Below are 19,071 nucleotides of genomic sequence, written 5' to 3' on the forward strand. Positions count from 1 at the left end.
GGGAGGCGTTGGCTAATGTGCGGGCCTGTTCGCTCTGGAGCGTTTCGACACCCCACAGAAGGGTGGACCACCAGACGCCCCGACGCCTCCGCCGTCGTCCACCTCTCCCCCGTTTCCGCCACTTCCACCGCTCCCGCCGCTCCCGCCGCTTCCTCCGCTTCTCCCGCCTTTTCTCCCGCCTTTCGCGCTTCCCCCGGCTCGCCGCCCTCGCCCTGGCCCTCGCGCTGACCGTCCCCACCGCCCCGGTGGCAGCGGCGGATCCCAAGGGTCCGCCCGCGGATGTGTACCAGCTGCTGGAGGACCCCGAGGTCACCTCGGTCGGGCAGGAGCCCGCCCACACCCGGCTGACCCCGTACGCCGACACCGCCGAAGCCCTCGGCGGCGGCTCCAGGAGCCGCTGGACCGCCTCGCTCGACGGCACCTGGAAGCTCCATATGTCCGACCGCCCCGAGGAGGTGCCCAAGGACTTCTTCACCGAGGGCTATGACACCTCCGGGGGCGGGCTGGCGCAGCGTGAGCGTGCCGCACACCTGGCAGACGGACGGTCTCGACCATCCGATGTTCCGGAACATCCCCACCGAGATGTATCCGGACGATGCCCCGAAGGTCCCGCACGACGTCAACCCGACCGGCCGTACGTCAAGACCTTCGAGCTGCCGGAGAGCTGGGAGAAGCGGCGGACATTCCTCCGCTTCGAGGGCGTCACCAGCGGCTATCTGGTGTGGGTGAACGGCTCCTACGCGGGCTATGACCAGGGCGGCTACACCCCCGCCGAGTTCGACATCAGCGACCGGCTGCACCCGGGGCGCAACACCGTCGCGGTGCAGGTCCACCGCTGGGGTTCGGGGTCGCATCTGGAGGACTACGACCAGTGGCGGTTCTCGGGCATCTTCCGCTCGGTCGAGCTGTACTCCACCCCGGCCACCTATCTGCGGGACATCACCGTCAAGACCGATCTCGACGTCCGGTACCGCGACGCCCGGCTGACCGCCGAGGTCGACATCGCCGCGAAGGGACCGAAGACACAGGATCGCGCCCCGGACGGACGCAAGGTCCTCGGAACCCTGTACGACCAGCGCGGACACAAGGTGACAACGATGTCGGGGACGGTGGACGGCGCCAGCGGGTCCACCGTTCTCACCGCCCACGTGGCCAACCCGGCCAAATGGACCGATGAGACGCCCCACCTCTACACCCTCGTCGTCCGGCTCACCGGCGCCGACGGCACGGTCACCCACACCACGGCCCAGCCGGTGGGCTTCCGCGAGATCGAGATCAGGGACAGACAGCTCCTCGTCAACGGCGAGCGCATCCTCGTCAAGGGCGTCAACCGCTCCGAGACCGACCCCGACACCGGCCGCCACGCCACCCGTGAGCGCACCGCCTCGGACGTCTCCCTGATGAAGCGGCTCAACATCAACTCCGTGCGCACCTCGCACTACCCCTCGGATCCGTACCTCTACGAACTGGCCGACGCACGCGGTCTGTGGATCGACGACGAGGCGGACATCGAGACCCATCACCACGACGCCTGCCCGGACAACTGCCTGGCCGAACGGCCCGAGTGGCAGGCGGCGTTCCTGGACCGGCTCATGGCGATGTACGAACGGGACAAGAACCATCCCAGCGTGCTGATGTGGGACACCGGCAACGAGGCGGGGCTGGGCAAGGCCCACTACGCGATGGCCGACTTCCTGGACCGTGAGGACCCGGCCCGGCCGGTCTACCACCAGCCCAACAGCCCGGATGGCGACGCCCCGTTCGCCGATGTCTGGGGCCCGCGCTACCCCTCCCCCGCGAGCCTCGCGGACAAGGCCAAGACCACCACCAAGCCGATCATCATGGGCGAGTACGCCCACGCCATGGGCAACTCGCTCGGCAACTTCCGGGAGTTCTGGGACGTCGTGCGGAAGTACCCCCAGGTCCAGGGCGGCTACATCTGGGACTGGGCGGAGCAGAACATCACCCAGCCGCTGCTCACCACCCCCGACACCTCCGGCAACGACATCCTGTCCGCGTGATCAACGAATCCGCAGTTCCGGCACGCGAAGAGGGCCTGGGAAACCCGGTTCGCTCTGTCGATGTGCCCGCACTCGGCGCAGGTGCGCGAGGTGTACGCCGGATCGACTGGACCGGAGCGTCGGCTACTGCTGCGCCCGCTGACCGGCGCCGAGGCCCGCACCGGCACCCCGCGCGGCCCGGTGGTCTGCGCCCCCGAGGCGAAACTCCCCCCCGCCGACACCACGGTGCCGGCGGGCGGCTCCACCTCGGCCGAGCTGACCGTCACCAACCCCTGCGACACCCCGCTGCGCGATGTCACCGCCGCCTTCGGTCTGGCCGAGGGGTGGACCGCCACGCCCGGCACCCTCGACCTGGGCGATCTCGCGGCGGACCGGACCGCCACCGTACGGACCGAGCTCGCCCGTGGTGAGGGCACCCCGAACGGCCCGCGGCCCGCCGCGGCCGAGGTCCGCGCGACATCGACCGGTGGCGCGCGGGTGAACGGCTCGGCATCGGCCGAGCTCGACGGCACGCCGCCCTCGCCGCACGGTGAGGTGTCCGTGTCCACGCTCGACTTCCTCACTGCGGACAACGGCTGGGGCCCGGTCGAACGCGACCGCGGCAACGGCGAGGCCGCCCCCGGCGACGGCAAGGCCCTCACCATCGACGGCACGACCTACGAGCGGGGCCTCGGCACACACGCCGATTCGACGGTCGAGGTCTTCCTGGGCGGCAACTGCTCGACGTTCACCGCGACCACGGGCCTGGACGACGAGGTGGGGGCCGACGGCAGCGTCGTCTTCAAGGTCTACGCCGACGGCGAGCGGGTGTACCGGGGCGGGACGGCACACGGCTCGGACGCGGCCGTACCGGTGGAGGCGCGCATCGAGGGCGCGCGGAAGCTGCGGCTGCGGGTCACCGACGGCGGCGACGGCAACGCGCATGACCACGCCGACTGGGCGGCGGCCACCGTGCGCTGCGGAACGGGAGGTACGGGGTGAGCTGACGGCGGCGGGCGCGGGCCGCGGTCATTCGCCGCCGGGGCCCGCGCCCGCCGCCTCCTGGAGCAGCTCTTCGAGCCGGTCCAGGAAGATCCGCTGCCTCGTCACGATCTTCCGGCGGGCCTCGTCCAGGCCGAACCAGGCGACCCGGTCGATCTCGGGGAACTCCCGCATCCGGCCCGAGCCCTTCGGCCACTCCATGGCGAACGTACCGGGAGTGATCTCCGCCGGGTCCAGCTCGCCCCTGAGCGCCCAGGCGATGACCACCTTGCCCCCGGTCTGCGTCACGGAGCCGAGCGGAATCGGCTCACCGCCGGGCGGGGGCACCCCCAGCTCCTCCTGGAACTCCCGGCGCGCGGCGGCCTCCGGGGTCTCGTCCTCCTCGTACTCCCCCTTGGGCACCGTCCAGGCGCCCTCGTCCTTCCTGGCCCAGAACGGGCCGCCCATATGGGCGAGCAGCACCTCGACGGCGGGACCGGCCGGGCCCGCACCGCGGTACAGCAGGAGTCCGGCGCTGTGCTTGTGCGTCACAGCGCCCAGTGTGCGCCCCGGGCCGCCGGGGCGGGGTGCCGGGCTCGCCGCTCATCGCTTGCGGGCGTAGCCGAGATAGGTGACCAGCGGCCGGGCGTCCGGGGCCAGGACGAAGTCGACGATCGGCGGGATCTGCTCATCGCTGATCCGCCCCCTGCGGCGCGCCATGGTGGCCTTGACCAGGCTGCGCGGATCCTTGGGCTTGAAGTCGCAGATGTCCTCGTTGCGCAGCCCCTGCCGCTCCAGGGCGGCGGTCAGCTCGGCGGGGGTGCGCAGCCGGGCCGCGGTGTACCGGCCGGCCGGCATGATCCGGGTCATCGGGACGCGCTGGAAGGCGCCGAGGTAGATCAGCCGGGAGAGAAAGGTGCGGTTGACGGTGTCGTAGATCAGCACACCGCCGGGCCGCAGCACCCGGGCGGCCTCCGCGAGCACCCGGTCGAGTTCCGAGGTGATCTCGAAGGTGTCCGCGTAGTAGGCGAGGTCGAACGCGCCGTCGGCGAGGCCGAGTCGCTCGGCGGGCGCGGTGCGGTAGTCGATCCCGGGGTGCTCACCCCCGTCCGCCTCACGCGCCATCTCGGTCGCGACGGCGGAGGGGTCGACGGCCACGACCTCGAAGCCGAGACCGGCCAGCCCTCGGGCCAGCAGCCCGCGGCCGCTGCCCACGACCACGGCGCGGCTTCCGGGCGCGGGGAGGTCCACGTTCCCGAGCGTGCCGCGGACGTACTCCAGGCGGCTGTCCTGGAAGGTGACGGCCCTGATCTGGCGGCCGTCGACGGCCTCGGGCGACCGTGAGTCCAGTTCGATGTGCGGGGCGGCGGCCATCGTCTTCTCCCTCACGGGTGCGCGGATTCGCGGATTCACCGGTGTGCCTGGGGTGGTCCGGACGGGCCGCCCGGGTTCCCCGAGGAAACCTAACATCGGTTAGTTCCCTCGGGGAACTCGGGTAGGCTCGTGTCATGACCCGTACTCCGCTCGCCGATGTGGCCTGTTCGATCGCCCGTGCCACCGATCTGTTCGGCGACGCCTGGACGGCGCTGATCATGCGGGATGTGCTCACCGGGGTCACCCGCTTCGACGATCTCGCCCATGACCTGGGCATATCGCGCAAGGTCCTGGCCGCCCGGCTGGCCCGGCTGGTCGAGGAGGGGGTGCTGATCCGCGAGCGATACCAGGAGCGGCCGCCACGTGAGCACTATCGCGCCACCGCGAAGGGCGAGGAGCTCTATCCGGTGCTCCTCGCGCTGATGGAGTGGGGCGACCGCTGGTACGCCGGCTCCGCCGGGCCCCCGGCCCGGATCCGCCACCTCGGCTGCGGACGGGACACCACCCCGGTCTCCGCGTGCGCCCACTGCGGGGAGCCCCTGACGGTCGGCAACACCACCCAGCTCCCGGGCCCCGGCGGGCGCACCGGACCCGGCACCCGGGTGCTGGGTCCGCTGCTCGCCGCGCGGGAGGGCCGCTGAGCGGACGGCACCCTCTGGACCCGGCCCCGGCGCGCGCCACGGTTCGGGCGAACGGCACGGGGCACTCGGCACAGCAGCCGGGCATCCGACCACGAGGAGCGCCGACCATGCGCTACGAAGAACTGACGGGCCTGGTCCAGGCCCGGGCCCAGCTGCCCGACCGGCAGTCGGCCGAGCGGGCGATACGGGCGACGCTCGAAACCCTCGCCGAGCGCATCCCGGGCGGGCTGGCGGACCACATGGCGGCCCAGTTGCCGCATGAGGCGGGCGAGCCCCTGCGCCGGGTCGCGGCCGCGCACGAGGGCACGCCCGAGGAGCGGGCGTACCGGCGGGACCACGGCGAGCGGTTCGGCCTCGCCGGCTTCGCGGGCCGGATCGCCTGGCGCGCCGAGCACACCGAGGAGGAGGCGCTGCGCGAGGCGGCCGCGTTCTTCGAGGTGCTGGACTCGGCCGTGGACCCGGAGCTGATGGAGAAGCTCTACGGCGTACTGCCGAACGACATCCGCGGGCTGCTGCCGGAGGCACGGGCCGAGCGGGACACACGGGCCGAGCGGGACACACGGGCCGAGCGGGGCTCCCAGGCCGAGCGGGGCTGAACGCTCCGCTGGAAGTGCCGTGACCTGCCGTCGATCGTCCGTGGCACCGTCGCGGCCGGTCGCGCCCGCGCGGCGGAGCCGCACACCGACACAGCCACGCGGAGCCGCGCACCGACACAGCCACGCGCCCCTTCGGGGCGCCACCGAACCGCAGCCGACTTCCGCTCCCACCTCCGCGAATTGCCGTGGCGTGGTCGTCTTGCCAGTCTGTCCCCATGCCGACCACCAGCCTCTCCGAGCTCGTCGATGAACTGCTCTCCGGGATCCGCCCGCTGCCGATCGTCTCCGCGGGCGTCCCCGTGCTCCGGCGACCGGCCCTGCCCTACGACGGCCAACTGGCCCCGGACCAGCTGGACCGGCTGCTGGCGGCGATGCGGGAGACGATGCACTCCGCGCCCGGAGTGGGGCTCGCCGCCCCGCAGATCGGTGTGCCGCTGCGGCTCGCGGTGATCGAGGACCCGGCGGAGGTGACGGCCGAGGTGCGGGAGGCGCGCGGCCGGGTGCCGCAGCCGTACCGAGTACTGGTCAATCCCGTCTACGAACCGATCGGCGACGGCCGGGCGGCGTTCTTCGAGGGGTGTCTGAGCATCCCCGGATGGGCCGCCGTGGTCAGCCGCCCGGACCGGATCCGGCTGCGCGGACAGGACGAGACGGGGCGGGAGCTGGACGAGGAGTTCACCGGCTGGCCCGCACGGATCGTCCAGCACGAGACCGACCATCTCGGCGGCGTCCTCTATCTGGATCTGGCCGAAACTCGCTCCCTGTCCACGGCCCAGGCCGTGAGCGACTACTGGTCCCAGCCCACCCCCGCCACCGCGGCCCACGCGCTGGGCTTCCCGCTCCGGTCCGCCACCGGCGCCGCCGATGACAGCGGCGACACCGGCGCTACCGCTCCGTAACCACGCCCTACCAGCAGCATGCTTTCGTCATCGACTGGCAGTCGTCGAATCACCGCACGGACACTGTGACGTACGTCGCCACGGCAAGACTGGTGGATGCCCGCGGTACGCGCCGCCTCAGCGCACCGCACGGCGAGTGAGGCGTTTCTTCCGCTCTTCCGCATCCTCCCCAGTCCCCACCGCTCCTGACTTCCCCCGAACGGAGAACAGGAATGTCCGTGCTCACGACGTCCTCGACAACGGCGGCCACCAGCTCGTACGTCACCTCGATCGCCCACACCCGGGAGCAGATCCACGCGGCGCAGCGACTGCGCTACCAGGTGTTCGGCGAAGAGAGGGGCGGTCGGCTGGACGCGGCGGTCGACGGCCGCGATGTGGATGAGTTCGACGAGGTCATGGACCATCTGATCGTCACGGACACGGCGACGGGCACCGTGGTCGGCACCTACCGGCTGCTTCCCCCGGGCCGCAGTGAGCGGCTCTACTCGGACACCGAGTTCGATCTGCGCGGGCTTCCGGCCGAGGTCCGCTCGTCCATGGTCGAGGCCGGCCGCGCCTGTGTGCACGCCGACCACCGCTCGGGCGCCGTCATCAACCTCATGTGGGCCGGTCTGGCCCGCTATGTGCTGCTGTCCGGCCACCGCTATCTCGCGGGCTGCGCCTCGGTTCCGCTGGCCGACGGCGAGCAGGCCGCCGCGGGCGCCTGGCTGCTCGGCACCACCAAGCACGCCGCCCCGCCCGAGATGCGGGTCCACCCGCACGACCCCTGGATACCCTCGCGGCCGCTGGACGGCGAGCCCAGCTACGCCGAACTGCCGCCGCTGCTCCGTGGCTATCTGCGGGTCGGTGCCTGGATGTGCGGATCCCCGCAGTACGACCGGGCCTTCAACGACGCCGACTTCTTCGTGCTCCTGGACACCGAGCGGATGAACGACCGCTACCGCCGCTACTTCCTGGGTGAATCCCAGTGACCGTCCCGGCCGCGATGAGCCTGCCCGCGCACGCCTGGGCGGCCTGGTCCCCGTGCACCACCGGCTGTGTCGCCCACGCCGCGGGCCGCGTCCCGGCCACCCGGGCCGCCCGGCGGGCCGCGGTCTTCGGCCGGTCGGTGATGGGCGCGCTGCTGTCGGGGCAGAAGATCGCCGAGCCCGAGAGGCTGCGTGCGCGCGCGGCCGCGCTGCTGGACTCCCTCGGGATCCGGCTGGAAGTGACCGGCGACACCGGGCTCAGCGCCCCGGGCGGCACCGGCACGCTGGTCGTGGCGAACCACATCTCCTGGCTCGACGTCATCGCGCTGCTCGCGATAGAGCCCGTGGTCATGCTGGCCAAGCGGGAGATCGCGGACTGGCCGCTGATCGGCCCGATGGTCACCCGCGCGGGCACGATGTACATCGACCGCGGCTCGCTGCGCGAACTCCCCGAAACCGTACGGGAGATGGCGGCCAGGCTGCGCGATGGCCAGTCGGTGATGGCCTTCCCGCAGGGCATCACCTGGTGTGCGGGCACGGGCGGCAGCTTCCGGCGGGCCACCTTCCAGGCCACGCTGGACGCGGGGGCGCCGGTGCGCCCGGTGACCCTGGACTACGTCCAGCACGGCGCCCCGACCACGGTGGCCGCCTTCGTCGGCGAGGACGACTTCGGCGCCTCGCTTCGCCGGGTGCTCCGCGCCGACGGGCTCACGGTGCGGGTGGACCTGCACCGGCCGCTGCGGCCGATGCGGGCCGTCGACGACCGGCGCAGGGTCGCGGCGCAGGCCCAGGCGACCGTCTGCGGGGCGCGGCTGCCGCTCCATCACGAGGTCCCCGCCCTCGAGCTGGCACGCTGAACCAATCGCCTCCGGGCGCGCCGTCCTGTCTCCACGGACGGCGCCCGGGGCGGTGCTCAGCAACTCGTACGCGCGCCGGTTCAGCTTTCCGTCCGCAGGTCCCGGGGTGGGGTTCGGCTGCCCGTACGCAGGGCGCTCGCCCCTCCGTCCTCAGCCCTCAGCCCGCGATCCCGGGACGGCGCTCAATACCCCCTACGCAGGGCGCTCAGCCCTCCGTCCGCAGGTCCTTGACCCGGCGGATCTTGCCCACGGAGCGCTCCAGCGTCTCCGGGTCCACGACCTCCACCTCGACCGTGAGGCCCACACCGTCCTTGACTCCCCGGACGATCGCCGCCGCGGCGGCCGCGCGCTGCTCGGGGCCGGCCCCGGGGCGCGCCTCGATCCGTACCGCCATATGGTCCATCCGGCCGCGCCGGGTCAGCTCGACCTGGAAGTGCGGCGCCACCGCCGGGACCCGCAGCACGATCTCCGCGATCTGGCTGGGGAAGACATTGACCCCGCGCACGATGAGCATGTCGTCACAGCGGCCGGTGATCTTCTGGATGCGCCGGAAGGCGGGGCGGGCGGTGCCGGGCAGCAGCCGGGTCAGATCCCGGGTGCGGTAGCGGATGACGGGGAGCGCCTCCTTGGTGAGGGTGGTGAAGGTCAGCTCCCCCTCCTCGCCGCCGGGCAGCACCGCGTCGGTCAGCGGATCCACGATCTCCGGGTAGAAGTGGTCCTCCCAGACGTGCAGCCCGTCCTTGGTCTCCACGCACTCCTGGGCCACCCCCGGGCCGATCACCTCCGAGAGCCCGTAGATGTCCACCGCGTGGATGCCCATGCGCTCCTCGATCTCCCGGCGCATCTCCTCCGTCCAGGGTTCGGCGCCGAATATGCCGACCTGGAGGGAGGTGGAGCGGGGATCGACGCCATGTCGCTCGAACTCGTCGAGGAGCGTCAGCAGATACGAGGGCGTGATCATGATGATCTCGGGTCTGAGGTCCTGGATGAGCCGCACCTGCCGGGCGGTCATTCCGCCGGAGGCGGGGATGACCGTGCAGCCGAGCCGCTCGGCGCCGTAGTGGGCGCCGAGGCCGCCGGTGAACAGGCCGTAGCCGTAGGAGACATGCACCTTGTGGCCGGGCCGACCGCCGGCCGCGCGGATCGAGCGGGCGATCACCTCCGCCCATACCGCCAAGTCGTGCTCGGTGTAGCCGACGAGGGTGGGACGGCCGGTGGTACCGCTGGAGGCGTGGATCCGGCGCACCTCGCCCTGCTCGACGGCGAACATCCCGAAGGGGTAGCTGTCGCGCAGATCGGCCTTGGTGGTGAAGGGGAACCGGGCCAGGTCCTCCAGGGTGCGGCAGTCCTCGGGGCCGACCCCGGCCTCGCGGAACTTCTTGCGGTACAGCTCGACATGGTCGTACGCATGGCGCAGGGTGGCGCGCAGCCGGGTGAGCTGAAGCGCCCTCAGCTCCTCAGGGCTCATCCGCTCGGCGTCGTCGAGCGGAGCCGCGCTCGGGGATCCCGCCATGGGCCGTCCACCACCTCCGGTTGCCGACCGAACATTCGGTTACCGGTCGGGCGCGGTCCAGTAATCCAGCATCCGACCTGGCTGTCAAGGGTTCGGACACTCCCCTACGCACCCCGGCGCGTGGACGGTGAACGATCGGCTCGACCCATCCGTATCCGTGGGCGCGGTGGGCTCAGCCGCCCGCATCCCGGATCCGCGACGAGAGGGCCTTTCATGTACGACGCCGCCGACGCCGACGTTCCGCACCCGGTCCGTTCCGACGACCGCGCCCCGCGCCATCGCGGCCCGCGCGCGGTGGCGGTCGCGGCGGCGGTGGGCGCGCTGCTGGCCCTCGCCGGGTGCGGTGGGGGCGGGGGCGGTAAGGCGGACGCCAAGGCGGAGACCGGGGGCAACGCCGCCCGGCCGAGCGCGAGCCCCGCGCCCAAGGCCGCGCGGGTGGAACAGCTCGCCTCGGCCGCCGGCTGCGAGCCCGAGTTCACCACCAAGGTGGACGACTACCGCCAGGCCGTCTGCAAGAGCGCCAAGGGCAAGTTCGTCTTCCTCGACTTCGTCACCGCCAAGGGGCAGCGCGACTGGCTGGAGACCGCGCAGATGTACGGCGGGGTCTATCTGGTGGGCAACCGCTGGGTGCTGTCATCCTCGCCCCGGAAGAACATGGAGCGGCTCCGGGACGATTTCGGCGGCACCATCGAAGGAGGCACCTCCTACGGAAGCGCCTCCGGCACCCCCCAGTAATCACCCGCCCATCGCCCGACGCCGACCCCTTAGGTGCAGGTACGTCTACGGGATGTCCGGCAGACCACGCGGTGGAGCCGCATATCGGCGCTTTCCCCTCCCCGCCCCTTCCCGATACCAGGGGCTCCGCCCCTGGACCCCGAGACCTGGGACGCAGCCCCGGCCTGGGGGCTAAGCGGGGTCCCACTGCGGCATCGGGGCGATGGCCCATTTGCCCTTGCCACCGGGGGTGGACGACATCATCGAGCCCGCGGCCCAGGCGCCGGCCAGATAGCCGGCCGTCTCACCGCTTTGCATATGGGCGCGCCACTGCTGGCTGGAGCCGGGTTCCACGCGCACCAGGTCGTTGTCCATCAGACGCTGCCAGTAGGTGGCGACCTTGCGGGTGGGGGCGTCGTCCATGGAGACGTGCCAGGTGTCGTCGGACGTCCGGTACCACTGGGCCCCGGCCTGCCAGGCGTACCCCGCCAGATAGAGGGTGCCACCGGTGGTGAAGAGGCTGGCGATACGGGAGCGGGGCTGGGCCTGCTTGAGCTTGCGGGCCGAACTCTCGAACTCCGCCCAGGTCTTGGGGACCGGGATGTGGTTCCTGGTGAAGATGTCCTTGCGGTACAGGAAGACCATCGGCTCGATGTCCACCGGTACGGCGTAGGTGCGCCCGTCGAAGGTGGTGAGGTCCAGCGCCTGCGGAAGGATCTTGCGGCGCACCGAGTCGGGCAGCAGCTCGCTGATGTCCCGGGGCACGCCGTCGATGGTGAAGCCGGGCAGCTGGGGGTATTCGATGGTGGCGACATCGGGGGCGTTGCCCGCGCGGGCGGCGTTGCTGAGCTTGGCCCAGCCGCCCTGTTCGCCGGAGGGGACCTGCTGGAAGTCGACCTCGATGGTGTCGTGGGTGCGGTTGAACTCGTCGACGACCTCCTGACTGCCGCGCAACGGCGACCAGAAGGTGAGGCGTACGGGTCCGTCACCGGCGGTGTCGGCTGCGCGATGTGTTGAGCAACCCGCGCAGCCCGCCAGGACGAGGGCGAGCAGTGTGAGCAGTGCGGTGGTTCCCGCCGTCGCCCGGCGTCCGGTTACCGGGCGTCCTGGGCGTCTCTGACCAGGCATGGACCCTCCCCTGATGCAACGGTGGAGTCAGAGGGAATCCTGAGCGCTTGACTGAAAAGCCGTCAATACATCGAACAGAAGAAACCAAAGCGGTCAAACAATCAGGAGAATCAGCGCAGAGAGGCGGTGGAGTCCCGGATCACCAGCCCCGGCAGCAGCTCCAGATGGCGGGTGGCACCGGCCCACCGCCCGTTCCGCGTCCGCTCCAGCCGGCGGATCAGCAGCTCGAGCGCGGCCTGCCCGAGTTCGCCCTTGGGCGGGGCCACGGCCGTCAGCGCGATCTGCCCCATGTCGGCGACCACATCGTTGTAGGCGACCACCGAGCAGTCGCCCGGCACCTCGATCCCCGCCTCGCGCAGCCGCTGGACCAGCACCAGCGCGTCCATATCGCCGTGGATCAGCGCGGCGGTGGCCCCGGCGCGGCGCACCGCGCCGGCCAGGTCGGCCTCCCGCGCGTCACGGGGGCGGGGATCGGGCCCCGCGGTGCGCGAGCTGAGCATGACCGGGCACCCCTCGGCGATGCCACGGGCCGCGGTCTGCGCCGCGAACTCCGACCGGATCACCCGTGCGGTGGGGCTGTCGTCGCGCGCCGCCAGCACGATGCGCCGATGCCCGAGCGCGGTCAGGTGCTCGAGCGTCAGATGCACCCCGTGGGCGTGGTCGGAGCGCACACAGTCCAGCCCGTAGACGGCGCTGCCCCGGTGGGGCCGGCGCTCCACCAGCACCACGGGCACCTCCAGTTCGGCGAGCCAGGTGTGGTCAGCCCGCGCCTCCGCCTCGGTGCGCCAGCGCGGTGCCAGCAGCAGACCCCGCGCGCCCGCGTCCAGCGCCTGGCGGACCGCGCGCTCGGTGCCGCGCTCGTCCGCGGCGATGTGCAGCGCGAGCCGCAGACCGGCCTTCTCTGCGGCCTCCCGCGCCGCCTGGACCACCTCGGTGAGATAGGTGTTGCGCTCCGGGACCACCATGCCGATGGTGTCGCCGGTGGCGGTGGACTCCTGGGCGATCGGCCGCAGCGAGCGCGCCACCCCGTGGCCGCGGCGCAGCTCCCCGCGCTGGGCCAGCTCCTCCACGTCCCGCCGTACGGTGACGACGGACACCCCCAGCTCATCCGCGAGATCGGTGATCCGCGCGCTGCCCCGGGCCTCCACCAGTGCCGCGATCCGTGTCTGCCGCTTCGGCGCCGGCTCCCGCATGCTCCCCACCCCTGACGCGATCGGCTTTCGTCTTCGCTCGAAACACCGCCATAGTAGCGATCATTCGATCAGGAAGCAGTCGGCGGATGGCCGGAGAAGGTCAGCAGTCGGTGACGCCGCGCGCTCGCAGGGCCGTCCGCAGGGCCCGTGTCGCGTAGTACGTCCGCGATTTGACGGTTCCGGGCGGCACCCCGAGCGCCCGTGCCGCCTGGCTGATGCTGCGGTCCAGATAGTGCAGATGCAGCAGCACCTCTCGCTGCGGGGGCGCCAGATCCGCCATCGCGTCCCACACCACCTGGGCGGTGAGCGCCTGATCGACCGCGTCCGGCGTGACCAGCAGCACCATCTCCGCCTCACCGGCCGTCTCCACCGACGGCTCCACCTGGTCCTGGTGGCCGTCGGTCACCAGATCGCTGACCACGGTGAACAGCCGGTGGCGGACGGTGCCGTCCATGGGGCCGACGTCCATGGGGTACTGCCAGGCCCGGATGGCCACCTCCTGCACGATGTCCTGGGCCCGGTGCCAGTCCCCGCCCAGCAGTCGGGCCGCCAGGCGCAGCAGCGCCGAGCCATGTCGTCGGTAGAGCGTCCGTAAGTACGTGTCGGCGTCGTCGGTCATGACGGCCGCCGCGTGGATGTCCATCGTCCCGTTCCCCCCGAGGCTGATGTCTCAATGGCGTGAGCGTAAAAGAAGAAAGGCGCCGATTGAGTGACGAATCTCTGACGTCACACCGCGGCCGGAAGAGCACGGTGCCCGAAACGGGCTCGACTAAGATCCCCAGTTGTGCGATTTACGGTGTTAGGCCCGGTCAGGGCATGGCGTGATGACGTCGAACTGGAGCTGGGACCGCCCAAACAGCGGGCGCTGCTGGCGCTGTTGCTGGTACGGGCGGGACAGCCGGTGGCGATCGGCGAGATCGTCGACGTGCTCTGGGCGCAGGATCCGCCGAGCACCGCGGTGAATGTGGTGCACCGCCATGTGGGGTCGGTGCGCCGGCTGCTGGAGCCCGACCTGCCGGCGCGGGCGGAGGGCAGCCGGCTGGTGCGCAGCTCGGGCGGTTACCGGCTGAACGCCGAGGCGGACACGCTGGATCTGCTGCGCTTCCGGCATCTGAGCGACTCGGCGCGGCGCACCGCCGAAGCGGGGGAGCCGGAGCGGGCGGCCGAACTCTTCTCGCGGGCGCTCGCGCTGTGGCAGGGGCCGACCGCCACCGGAGTCCCCGCCGAGATCCAGATCCATCCCGTCTTCTCCGGTGTCGACCGCGAACTTCTGGCCGCCGCCAAGGAGGCCGCCGCCACGGCGCTGGCCTCCGAGGTTCCGGAGCAACTGCCCACCGTGCTCCAGCAGTTCGCGGCCCAGCATGCGTTGGACGAGACCCTTCAGGCCCAGCTGATCCGGGTGCTCGCCACCACCGGACGGCGGGCCGAGGCGCTGAAGGTCTTCTCCACGGCGCGGGACCGGCTGGCCGAACAGCTCGGGGTGACCCCCGGCCCCGAATTGCGCGCCGCCCACCGCGAGGTGGTGCCCCGGTCGACCCCGGCCCCGGCCGAGCCGGTCCAGCCCAGCCCTCCGGCGGCGAGGCCCATCCCGGCGGTCCGTCCCGCCCAACTCCCGCCGGATCTACCGGCGTTCAGCGGACGCCACGCCGAGCTCGCCGGTATCCAGACCCTGCTGCCCGAGGGCGCCGAGACCGGATCGCCGGCTCCGCTGGTGATCAGCGCGATCGACGGGATGGCCGGAATCGGCAAGACCGCCCTGGCCGTGCACTGGGCCCATCGGATCGCCCACCGCTTTCCGGACGGACAGCTCTACGCCAATCTGCGCGGCTTCGATCCAACCGGTTCGATGATGTCGCCGAACGAGGCGCTGCGCGCGTTCCTCCACGCGCTGGGGGTTCCGCCGAGCCGGGTGCCCACGGGGCTGGACGCCAAGACCGCGCTGTACCGCAGTCTGCTGGCGGGGCGGCGGATGCTGATCCTGCTGGACAATGTGGTGGACTCCCAGCACGTCCGGCCGCTGCTGCCCGGCTCCCCCGGCTGTCTGACCATCGTCACCAGCCGCAATCAGCTGCACGGTCTGATAGCGGGCGAAGGGGCCCGTCCTCTTACTCTGGGGCCGCTGTCCCCGGCCGAGTCCCATGAGGCGCTGGTGCGGCGGCTGGGCACGGACCGGGTCGCCGCGGAGCCGCGGGCGGTGGCGACCATCATCCGGCTGTGCGGGCGGCTGCCGCTCGCGCTTGCGGTGGTGGCCGCCCGCGCCGCGACCCGTCCCTCCTTCCCCCTTTCTTCTGTCGCCGCCGAGTTGCGCGAGAGCCAGGGGAACCTCGACGCGTTCGCGGGCGCCGATCCGAGCACCGACGCGCGGAGCGTCTTCTCCTGGTCCTACCGGACTCTGGAGCCGGAGGCCGCCCGGCTGTTCCGGCTACTGGCCCTGCACCCTGGGCCCGAGGTGTCCACCGCGGCGGCCGCGAGCCTGGCCGGGCTTCCGCTGCGGGTCGCCCGTGCCCTGCTGGCCGCGCTCACCCGCGCCCATCTGCTGGTGGAGCACGCTCCGGGCCGCCACACCTTCCACGATCTGCTGCGGGCCTACGCCATGGAGCTGGTCCAGGACCACGACACGGACGAGGTCGGCCGGGACGCCCGGCACCGGATGTTCGACCACTATCTGCACACCGCGCGCACCGCCGCCACGCTGCTCGCCCCGTACCGGACCGAACCGCTGCCCCTCTCCCCGGCCCGGCCCGACGCGGCGCCCGAGCACCTCGGCGGCCAGGACCGGGCCGAGGCATGGCTCTCGGCCGAGCGGGCCGTACTGCTGTCGGTCGTCGAGCATGCGCGGGACCACGGATTCCCCTCCCACGCCTGGCAGTTGGCCGTGACGCTGGAGCTCTTCCTGGACCGGCGCGGCCACTGGCAGGAGCAGACCGCCATCCAGCGCGGCGCGCTGGGGGCGGCTCGGGCCCTGTCCGATCGGCTCGGCCAGGCGCACAGCCACCGCACTTTGGGGTTCGCCGAGGGACGGCTGGGCCGGTACGAGGAGGCGTACGGCCATCTGGAGCGGGCGCTGGAGCTGTTCACCGAGCTCGGCGAGCGGGGTGGGCAGGCCCGCACCCTGCGCGCCCTGGCCTTTCTCAGCAACCGCCAGGGCCGCCACCAGGAGGCGCTGGACCACTACCGGCCGGCGCTCGACCACTACCGCGCCTCGGCCCACATCAGCGGACAGGCCAGTGTGCTCAACGAGATCGGCTGGACGCATGTCCTGCGCGGTGAGTACGAGCAGGCCCTGGCCCACTGCCGGCAGGCCGTCGAGCTGCACCGGCGGATCGGCGACCCGTCCGGCGAGGCCGCCGCGCTGGACAGCCTGGGGTACGCCTACCACCACCTGGGGCGGTATGAGCACGCCCTCACCTCGTACGGCCGTGCACTTCGCGTCTACCGCGAGATCAGCGACCGGTATCTGGAGGCCGACACCCTGCACCACCAGGGGGACACACGGCTGGCCCAGGGCGACCTGGCCACCGCGCTCACCGACTGGCGGCGGGCCCTGGAAATTCTCCAGGAGCTGAACCACCCCGATGCCCGGGTCCTCGACGGCAAGCTGGGGCAGTACCGGCAGTGGCCGCAGCCGGCCTCGGCTCTGAGCGGATGACCTCTCGGCGCATGACGGGGCCTGGTGGGCGTGGTCTTCCGCGCTGTCGCATCCACGGCGGGGCGCCTCCGGGTCGTCGGGACGGTGTGCGGCCGGACCGCTCGGGCGCGGCCGTGCACCGGTGCTCTCCCTGCCGTACGTACGGGCGCCACGAGTTACTCAACCGGGCGCGAAAAGACTTCTGACGGCGCCTCAGGATGGCGGCCGCGCAGGATACCAGCAGGCAATGATCTCTGTCCCGGCTTTATTCACTGGTGATGAGGTCTCCACGACCGAGCCACACGAGGTACTAGCGTCCGGTGTCACTCCGAACCAAGGAGGGCGCTGTGCGACCAGCAAACCTCACCAGACCCATCGGCTCCAGCCGCACCATCGGCACCGGGCTCATCATTGGAGCGCTCGCCGTCACCCTGGCGGCGATCCTCGTCCCGGTGTCGCTGTTCGGCGAGAGCAGCGCGGCCCTGCCGCGCAACGGCGTCACGGACGACGGCGGTGGGACGGTCAGCACCCAGTACGGGCCACTCACGGCTACTGACCGGGACTTTGTCCGCAAGGTCAGGCTCGCCGGAACGTGGGAGCTCCCCGCGGGGCGCCTCGCCGAGGAACGTGGCGCCCGGGATGCCGTGAAGACCGCCGGTGAGCATCTCATCGAGGGACACACCGAACTCGACCGCCGCTCGGAGGAGGTCGGCCGGGCCCTCGGGATCCCGCTGCCCAATCAGCCCAACGCCCAGCAGCAGGGCTGGCTGAACGAGATGACCAGCGCCGGCAGCAGCGCCGAGTTCGAGCGCGTTTTCGCAAACCGGTTGCGCGCCGCTCACGGCAAGGTGTTCAACCTCGTGGCGCAGGTGCGCGCCGAGAGCCGCAACTCCATGGTCAGATCTCTGGCCACCAGGGCCAATGCCATCGTTCTCGACCACATCACGGTCCTCGAGGACACCGGGCTTGTCGACTTCGACGCCCTCTAACGACTAAGTGAAGTGATCTTATGAGGCAACAGACCCACAAACGCGGGCGGTTCACCAATAAAACCGTCGCCATCGTCGCCGCGCTGGCGCTCGGCGGTGGCGGGGCCGCGATCATCGCCGCCAACGCGTCCGCCCACGGCGACCGGAGCGGCTCGGACCAGAACCGCACCGTGGCCGCGAAGGCGGGGACGATCCAGTGCCCCGATGTGGGCCAGAAGCTGAACGACGTGCCGTCCCGGGCCAGGCCCCAGGTCGACAAGAACCTGGCCGAGCTGGACAACCAGGTGGCCAAGGCGTACCAGCGGATGAACCGGCAGCAGGGTTCGAACGACGCGGTGCTCTCCAAGCTCCACGACGAGCGCTCCAGGACGCTGGGCAACATCGGCTCGGCCATGGGCGGCGACAACTCCCAGCTGCAAGGGATGGCCGACTGCAAGTGGCAGGATGCCGGCACGGCAGGCGGTGACGGTCAGCAGCAGGGCGGTCAGCAACAGGGCGACGGTCAGCAGCAGGGCGGCGAACAGCAAGGCGGCGAGCAGCAGGGCGGCGGCCAGGAAGGCGGCAACCAGCAGGGCGCCAACGAGGTGCCCGGCAACGCGGGCGGCCAGGCGGGCAACGGCCCGGCGCAGGACGACTTCGTGGACATCACCACGGTGCAGCCGAACGTCCAGCAGCCGCCGCAAGCCCAGGAGAACGGCTCCACCGGCACCTTCACCACCGAGTGCGGTGTCGGCGACCCCGAGCTGCGCAACAGTGACAACGTCATCGTCGCGCCCGGTGTCGGCAACGGCGCCCACCACACACACGACTACGTGGGCAACGACAGCAACGACGCCTTCGCCAACAACCAGACCTTCGAGCAGGGCGGCACCTCCTGCGAGAACCAGGACGACAAGTCGACGTACTACTGGCCCGTGGTCCGCGCCCAGGACGGCAAGGACGAGGCGGACGCCAACGACCTCGGCGGCGGCCAGGAGGGCAACGTCGGCACGATCCTGACCCCCAAGAGCTCCAAGATCGAGTTCAAGGGCAACGCGCAGAACAAGGTCACGGCGATGCCGAAGTTCCTGCGGATCATCACCGGTGACGCCAAGGCGTTCACCAACGGCGACGCCAACGCCAACGCCTCCTGGAGCTGCACCGGCTTCGAGGACCGGCAGCTGACCGACAAGTACCCGCTCTGCCCCGCGGGCTCCTCCGTCACCCGCACCTTCGACTTCCAGAGCTGCTGGGACGGCCAGAACATCGACAGCGCGAACCACCGTGACCACGTGGCCTTCGCGGGCGAGGACGGCTCCTGCCCGAACGGCTTCAAGGCCATCCCCCAGCTGGTGAACACCATCACCTACGATGTGCCGGCCAACACCCCGTTCGCCGTGGACGGCTTCCCCGAGCAGCTGCACAAGCCCATCACCGACCACGACGACTTCATCAACGTGATGTCGGAAGACCTGATGAACGAGGCGGTGGACTGCATCAACAGCGGCAAGCAGTGCGGCTGATGGAGCGTATTCACCAGGCGCGCGCCGGCCCGGAGGCCGGCGCGCGCCCCGCCGCCACCCCCCCCCTACACCAAGCCCCGGGCGACGC

The 19,071-nt window shown here is 71.5% G+C and carries 17 protein-coding genes and 1 pseudogene; 11 read left to right on the forward strand and 7 right to left on the reverse strand.

The features are described 5' to 3' along the window. The first annotated feature begins 62 nt into the window (after positions 1-62). Positions 63-2,021 (forward strand): glycoside hydrolase family 2 TIM barrel-domain containing protein, encoded by a 1,959-nt coding sequence (locus NQU54_RS02720; RefSeq protein ID WP_257629557.1) that lies wholly within the window; start codon positions 63-65, stop codon positions 2,019-2,021. Here the strand turns inward: NQU54_RS02720 and NQU54_RS02725 are convergent. Further along, positions 1,934-2,128, reverse strand: a pseudogene (locus NQU54_RS02725) (zinc ribbon domain-containing protein); the annotation flags it as partial. The gene NQU54_RS02720 and the pseudogene NQU54_RS02725 overlap by 88 nt on opposite strands. Between NQU54_RS02725 and NQU54_RS02730 the strand changes: the two are divergent. Beyond that, positions 2,082-3,002 (forward strand): NPCBM/NEW2 domain-containing protein, encoded by a 921-nt coding sequence (locus tag NQU54_RS02730; RefSeq protein ID WP_257629558.1) that lies wholly within the window; start codon positions 2,082-2,084, stop codon positions 3,000-3,002. The pseudogene NQU54_RS02725 and the gene NQU54_RS02730 overlap by 47 nt on opposite strands. Before the next feature lie 27 nt (positions 3,003-3,029). Here NQU54_RS02730 and NQU54_RS02735 read toward each other — a convergent pair whose 3' ends face one another. Together NQU54_RS02735 and NQU54_RS02740 are read right to left on the reverse strand one after the other, a co-directional pair. Continuing rightward, positions 3,030-3,533 (reverse strand): NUDIX hydrolase, encoded by a 504-nt coding sequence (locus NQU54_RS02735; protein ID WP_257629559.1) that lies wholly within the window; start codon positions 3,531-3,533, stop codon positions 3,030-3,032. Positions 3,534-3,584: 51 nt separating this feature from the next. Then, positions 3,585-4,355, reverse strand: a complete 771-nt coding sequence (locus NQU54_RS02740; protein ID WP_257629560.1) for a class I SAM-dependent methyltransferase — start codon at positions 4,353-4,355, stop codon at positions 3,585-3,587. Positions 4,356-4,489: 134 nt separating this feature from the next. Here NQU54_RS02740 and NQU54_RS02745 point away from each other — a divergent pair, with 134 nt between their 5' ends. The 5 genes from NQU54_RS02745 to NQU54_RS02765 all read left to right on the forward strand — a co-directional run bounded on the left by NQU54_RS02745 (position 4,490) and on the right by NQU54_RS02765 (position 8,316). After that, positions 4,490-4,996 carry a winged helix-turn-helix transcriptional regulator gene (locus tag NQU54_RS02745; RefSeq protein ID WP_257629561.1) on the forward strand — a complete coding sequence of 169 codons (507 nt, stop codon included), beginning with the start codon at positions 4,490-4,492 and terminating at the stop codon, positions 4,994-4,996. A 107-nt stretch (positions 4,997-5,103) separates the two neighbouring features. Next, positions 5,104-5,592 (forward strand): DUF2267 domain-containing protein, encoded by a 489-nt coding sequence (locus NQU54_RS02750; protein ID WP_257629562.1) that lies wholly within the window; start codon positions 5,104-5,106, stop codon positions 5,590-5,592. Between the two features lie 215 nt (positions 5,593-5,807). After that, positions 5,808-6,491: a peptide deformylase gene (locus NQU54_RS02755; RefSeq protein ID WP_257629563.1), complete on the forward strand. Its 684-nt coding sequence runs from the start codon at positions 5,808-5,810 to the stop codon at positions 6,489-6,491. Between the two features lie 212 nt (positions 6,492-6,703). Then, positions 6,704-7,462: a GNAT family N-acetyltransferase gene (locus NQU54_RS02760; protein WP_257629564.1), complete on the forward strand. Its 759-nt coding sequence runs from the start codon at positions 6,704-6,706 to the stop codon at positions 7,460-7,462. After that, positions 7,459-8,316 (forward strand): lysophospholipid acyltransferase family protein, encoded by an 858-nt coding sequence (locus NQU54_RS02765; protein WP_257629565.1) that lies wholly within the window; start codon positions 7,459-7,461, stop codon positions 8,314-8,316. Before NQU54_RS02760 ends, NQU54_RS02765 begins: the two co-directional genes overlap by 4 nt. Positions 8,317-8,521: 205 nt before the next feature. On the opposite strand, the gene paaK is transcribed toward NQU54_RS02765, so the two are convergent. Further along, positions 8,522-9,829, reverse strand: coding sequence for a phenylacetate--CoA ligase PaaK (gene paaK / locus NQU54_RS02770; protein ID WP_257629566.1), 1,308 nt, complete (start codon positions 9,827-9,829; stop codon positions 8,522-8,524). A gap of 213 nt (positions 9,830-10,042) precedes the next feature. On the opposite strand from paaK, the gene NQU54_RS02775 reads away from it, so the two are divergent. Continuing rightward, positions 10,043-10,564 carry a hypothetical protein gene (locus tag NQU54_RS02775; RefSeq protein WP_257629567.1) on the forward strand — a complete coding sequence of 174 codons (522 nt, stop codon included), beginning with the start codon at positions 10,043-10,045 and terminating at the stop codon, positions 10,562-10,564. Between the two features lie 171 nt (positions 10,565-10,735). Here NQU54_RS02775 and NQU54_RS02780 read toward each other — a convergent pair whose 3' ends face one another. The 3 genes from NQU54_RS02780 to NQU54_RS02790 form a co-directional block, all read right to left on the reverse strand. Beyond that, the gene (locus NQU54_RS02780) at positions 10,736-11,671 is read right to left on the reverse strand and encodes an ABC transporter substrate-binding protein (protein ID WP_257629568.1); all 936 of its coding nucleotides are present in this window, start codon (positions 11,669-11,671) and stop codon (positions 10,736-10,738) included. Between the two features lie 110 nt (positions 11,672-11,781). Further along, positions 11,782-12,864, reverse strand: a complete 1,083-nt coding sequence (locus NQU54_RS02785; RefSeq protein WP_257629569.1) for a LacI family DNA-binding transcriptional regulator — start codon at positions 12,862-12,864, stop codon at positions 11,782-11,784. Positions 12,865-12,964: 100 nt separating this feature from the next. After that, entirely contained in the window at positions 12,965-13,507 is a 543-nt protein-coding gene (locus NQU54_RS02790; protein ID WP_257629570.1) for a sigma-70 family RNA polymerase sigma factor, read from the reverse strand. 141 nt (positions 13,508-13,648) lie between these two features. Between NQU54_RS02790 and NQU54_RS02795 the strand changes: the two genes are divergently transcribed. The 3 genes from NQU54_RS02795 to NQU54_RS02805 all read left to right on the forward strand — a co-directional run bounded on the left by NQU54_RS02795 (position 13,649) and on the right by NQU54_RS02805 (position 18,983). Then, on the forward strand, positions 13,649-16,513 hold the full coding sequence (locus NQU54_RS02795; RefSeq protein ID WP_257629571.1) for an AfsR/SARP family transcriptional regulator: 2,865 nt from the start codon (positions 13,649-13,651) through the stop codon (positions 16,511-16,513). Positions 16,514-16,839: 326 nt separating this feature from the next. Then, positions 16,840-17,481, forward strand: coding sequence for a DUF4142 domain-containing protein (locus NQU54_RS02800; protein WP_257629572.1), 642 nt, complete (start codon positions 16,840-16,842; stop codon positions 17,479-17,481). A gap of 20 nt (positions 17,482-17,501) precedes the next feature. Next, positions 17,502-18,983 carry a DUF1996 domain-containing protein gene (locus NQU54_RS02805; protein WP_167505174.1) on the forward strand — a complete coding sequence of 494 codons (1,482 nt, stop codon included), beginning with the start codon at positions 17,502-17,504 and terminating at the stop codon, positions 18,981-18,983. The last annotated feature ends 88 nt before the right edge of the window (positions 18,984-19,071 follow it).

The organism is Streptomyces malaysiensis subsp. samsunensis (assembly GCF_024519315.1).
GTDB classification, from domain to species: Bacteria; Actinomycetota; Actinomycetes; order Streptomycetales; family Streptomycetaceae; genus Streptomyces; species Streptomyces malaysiensis.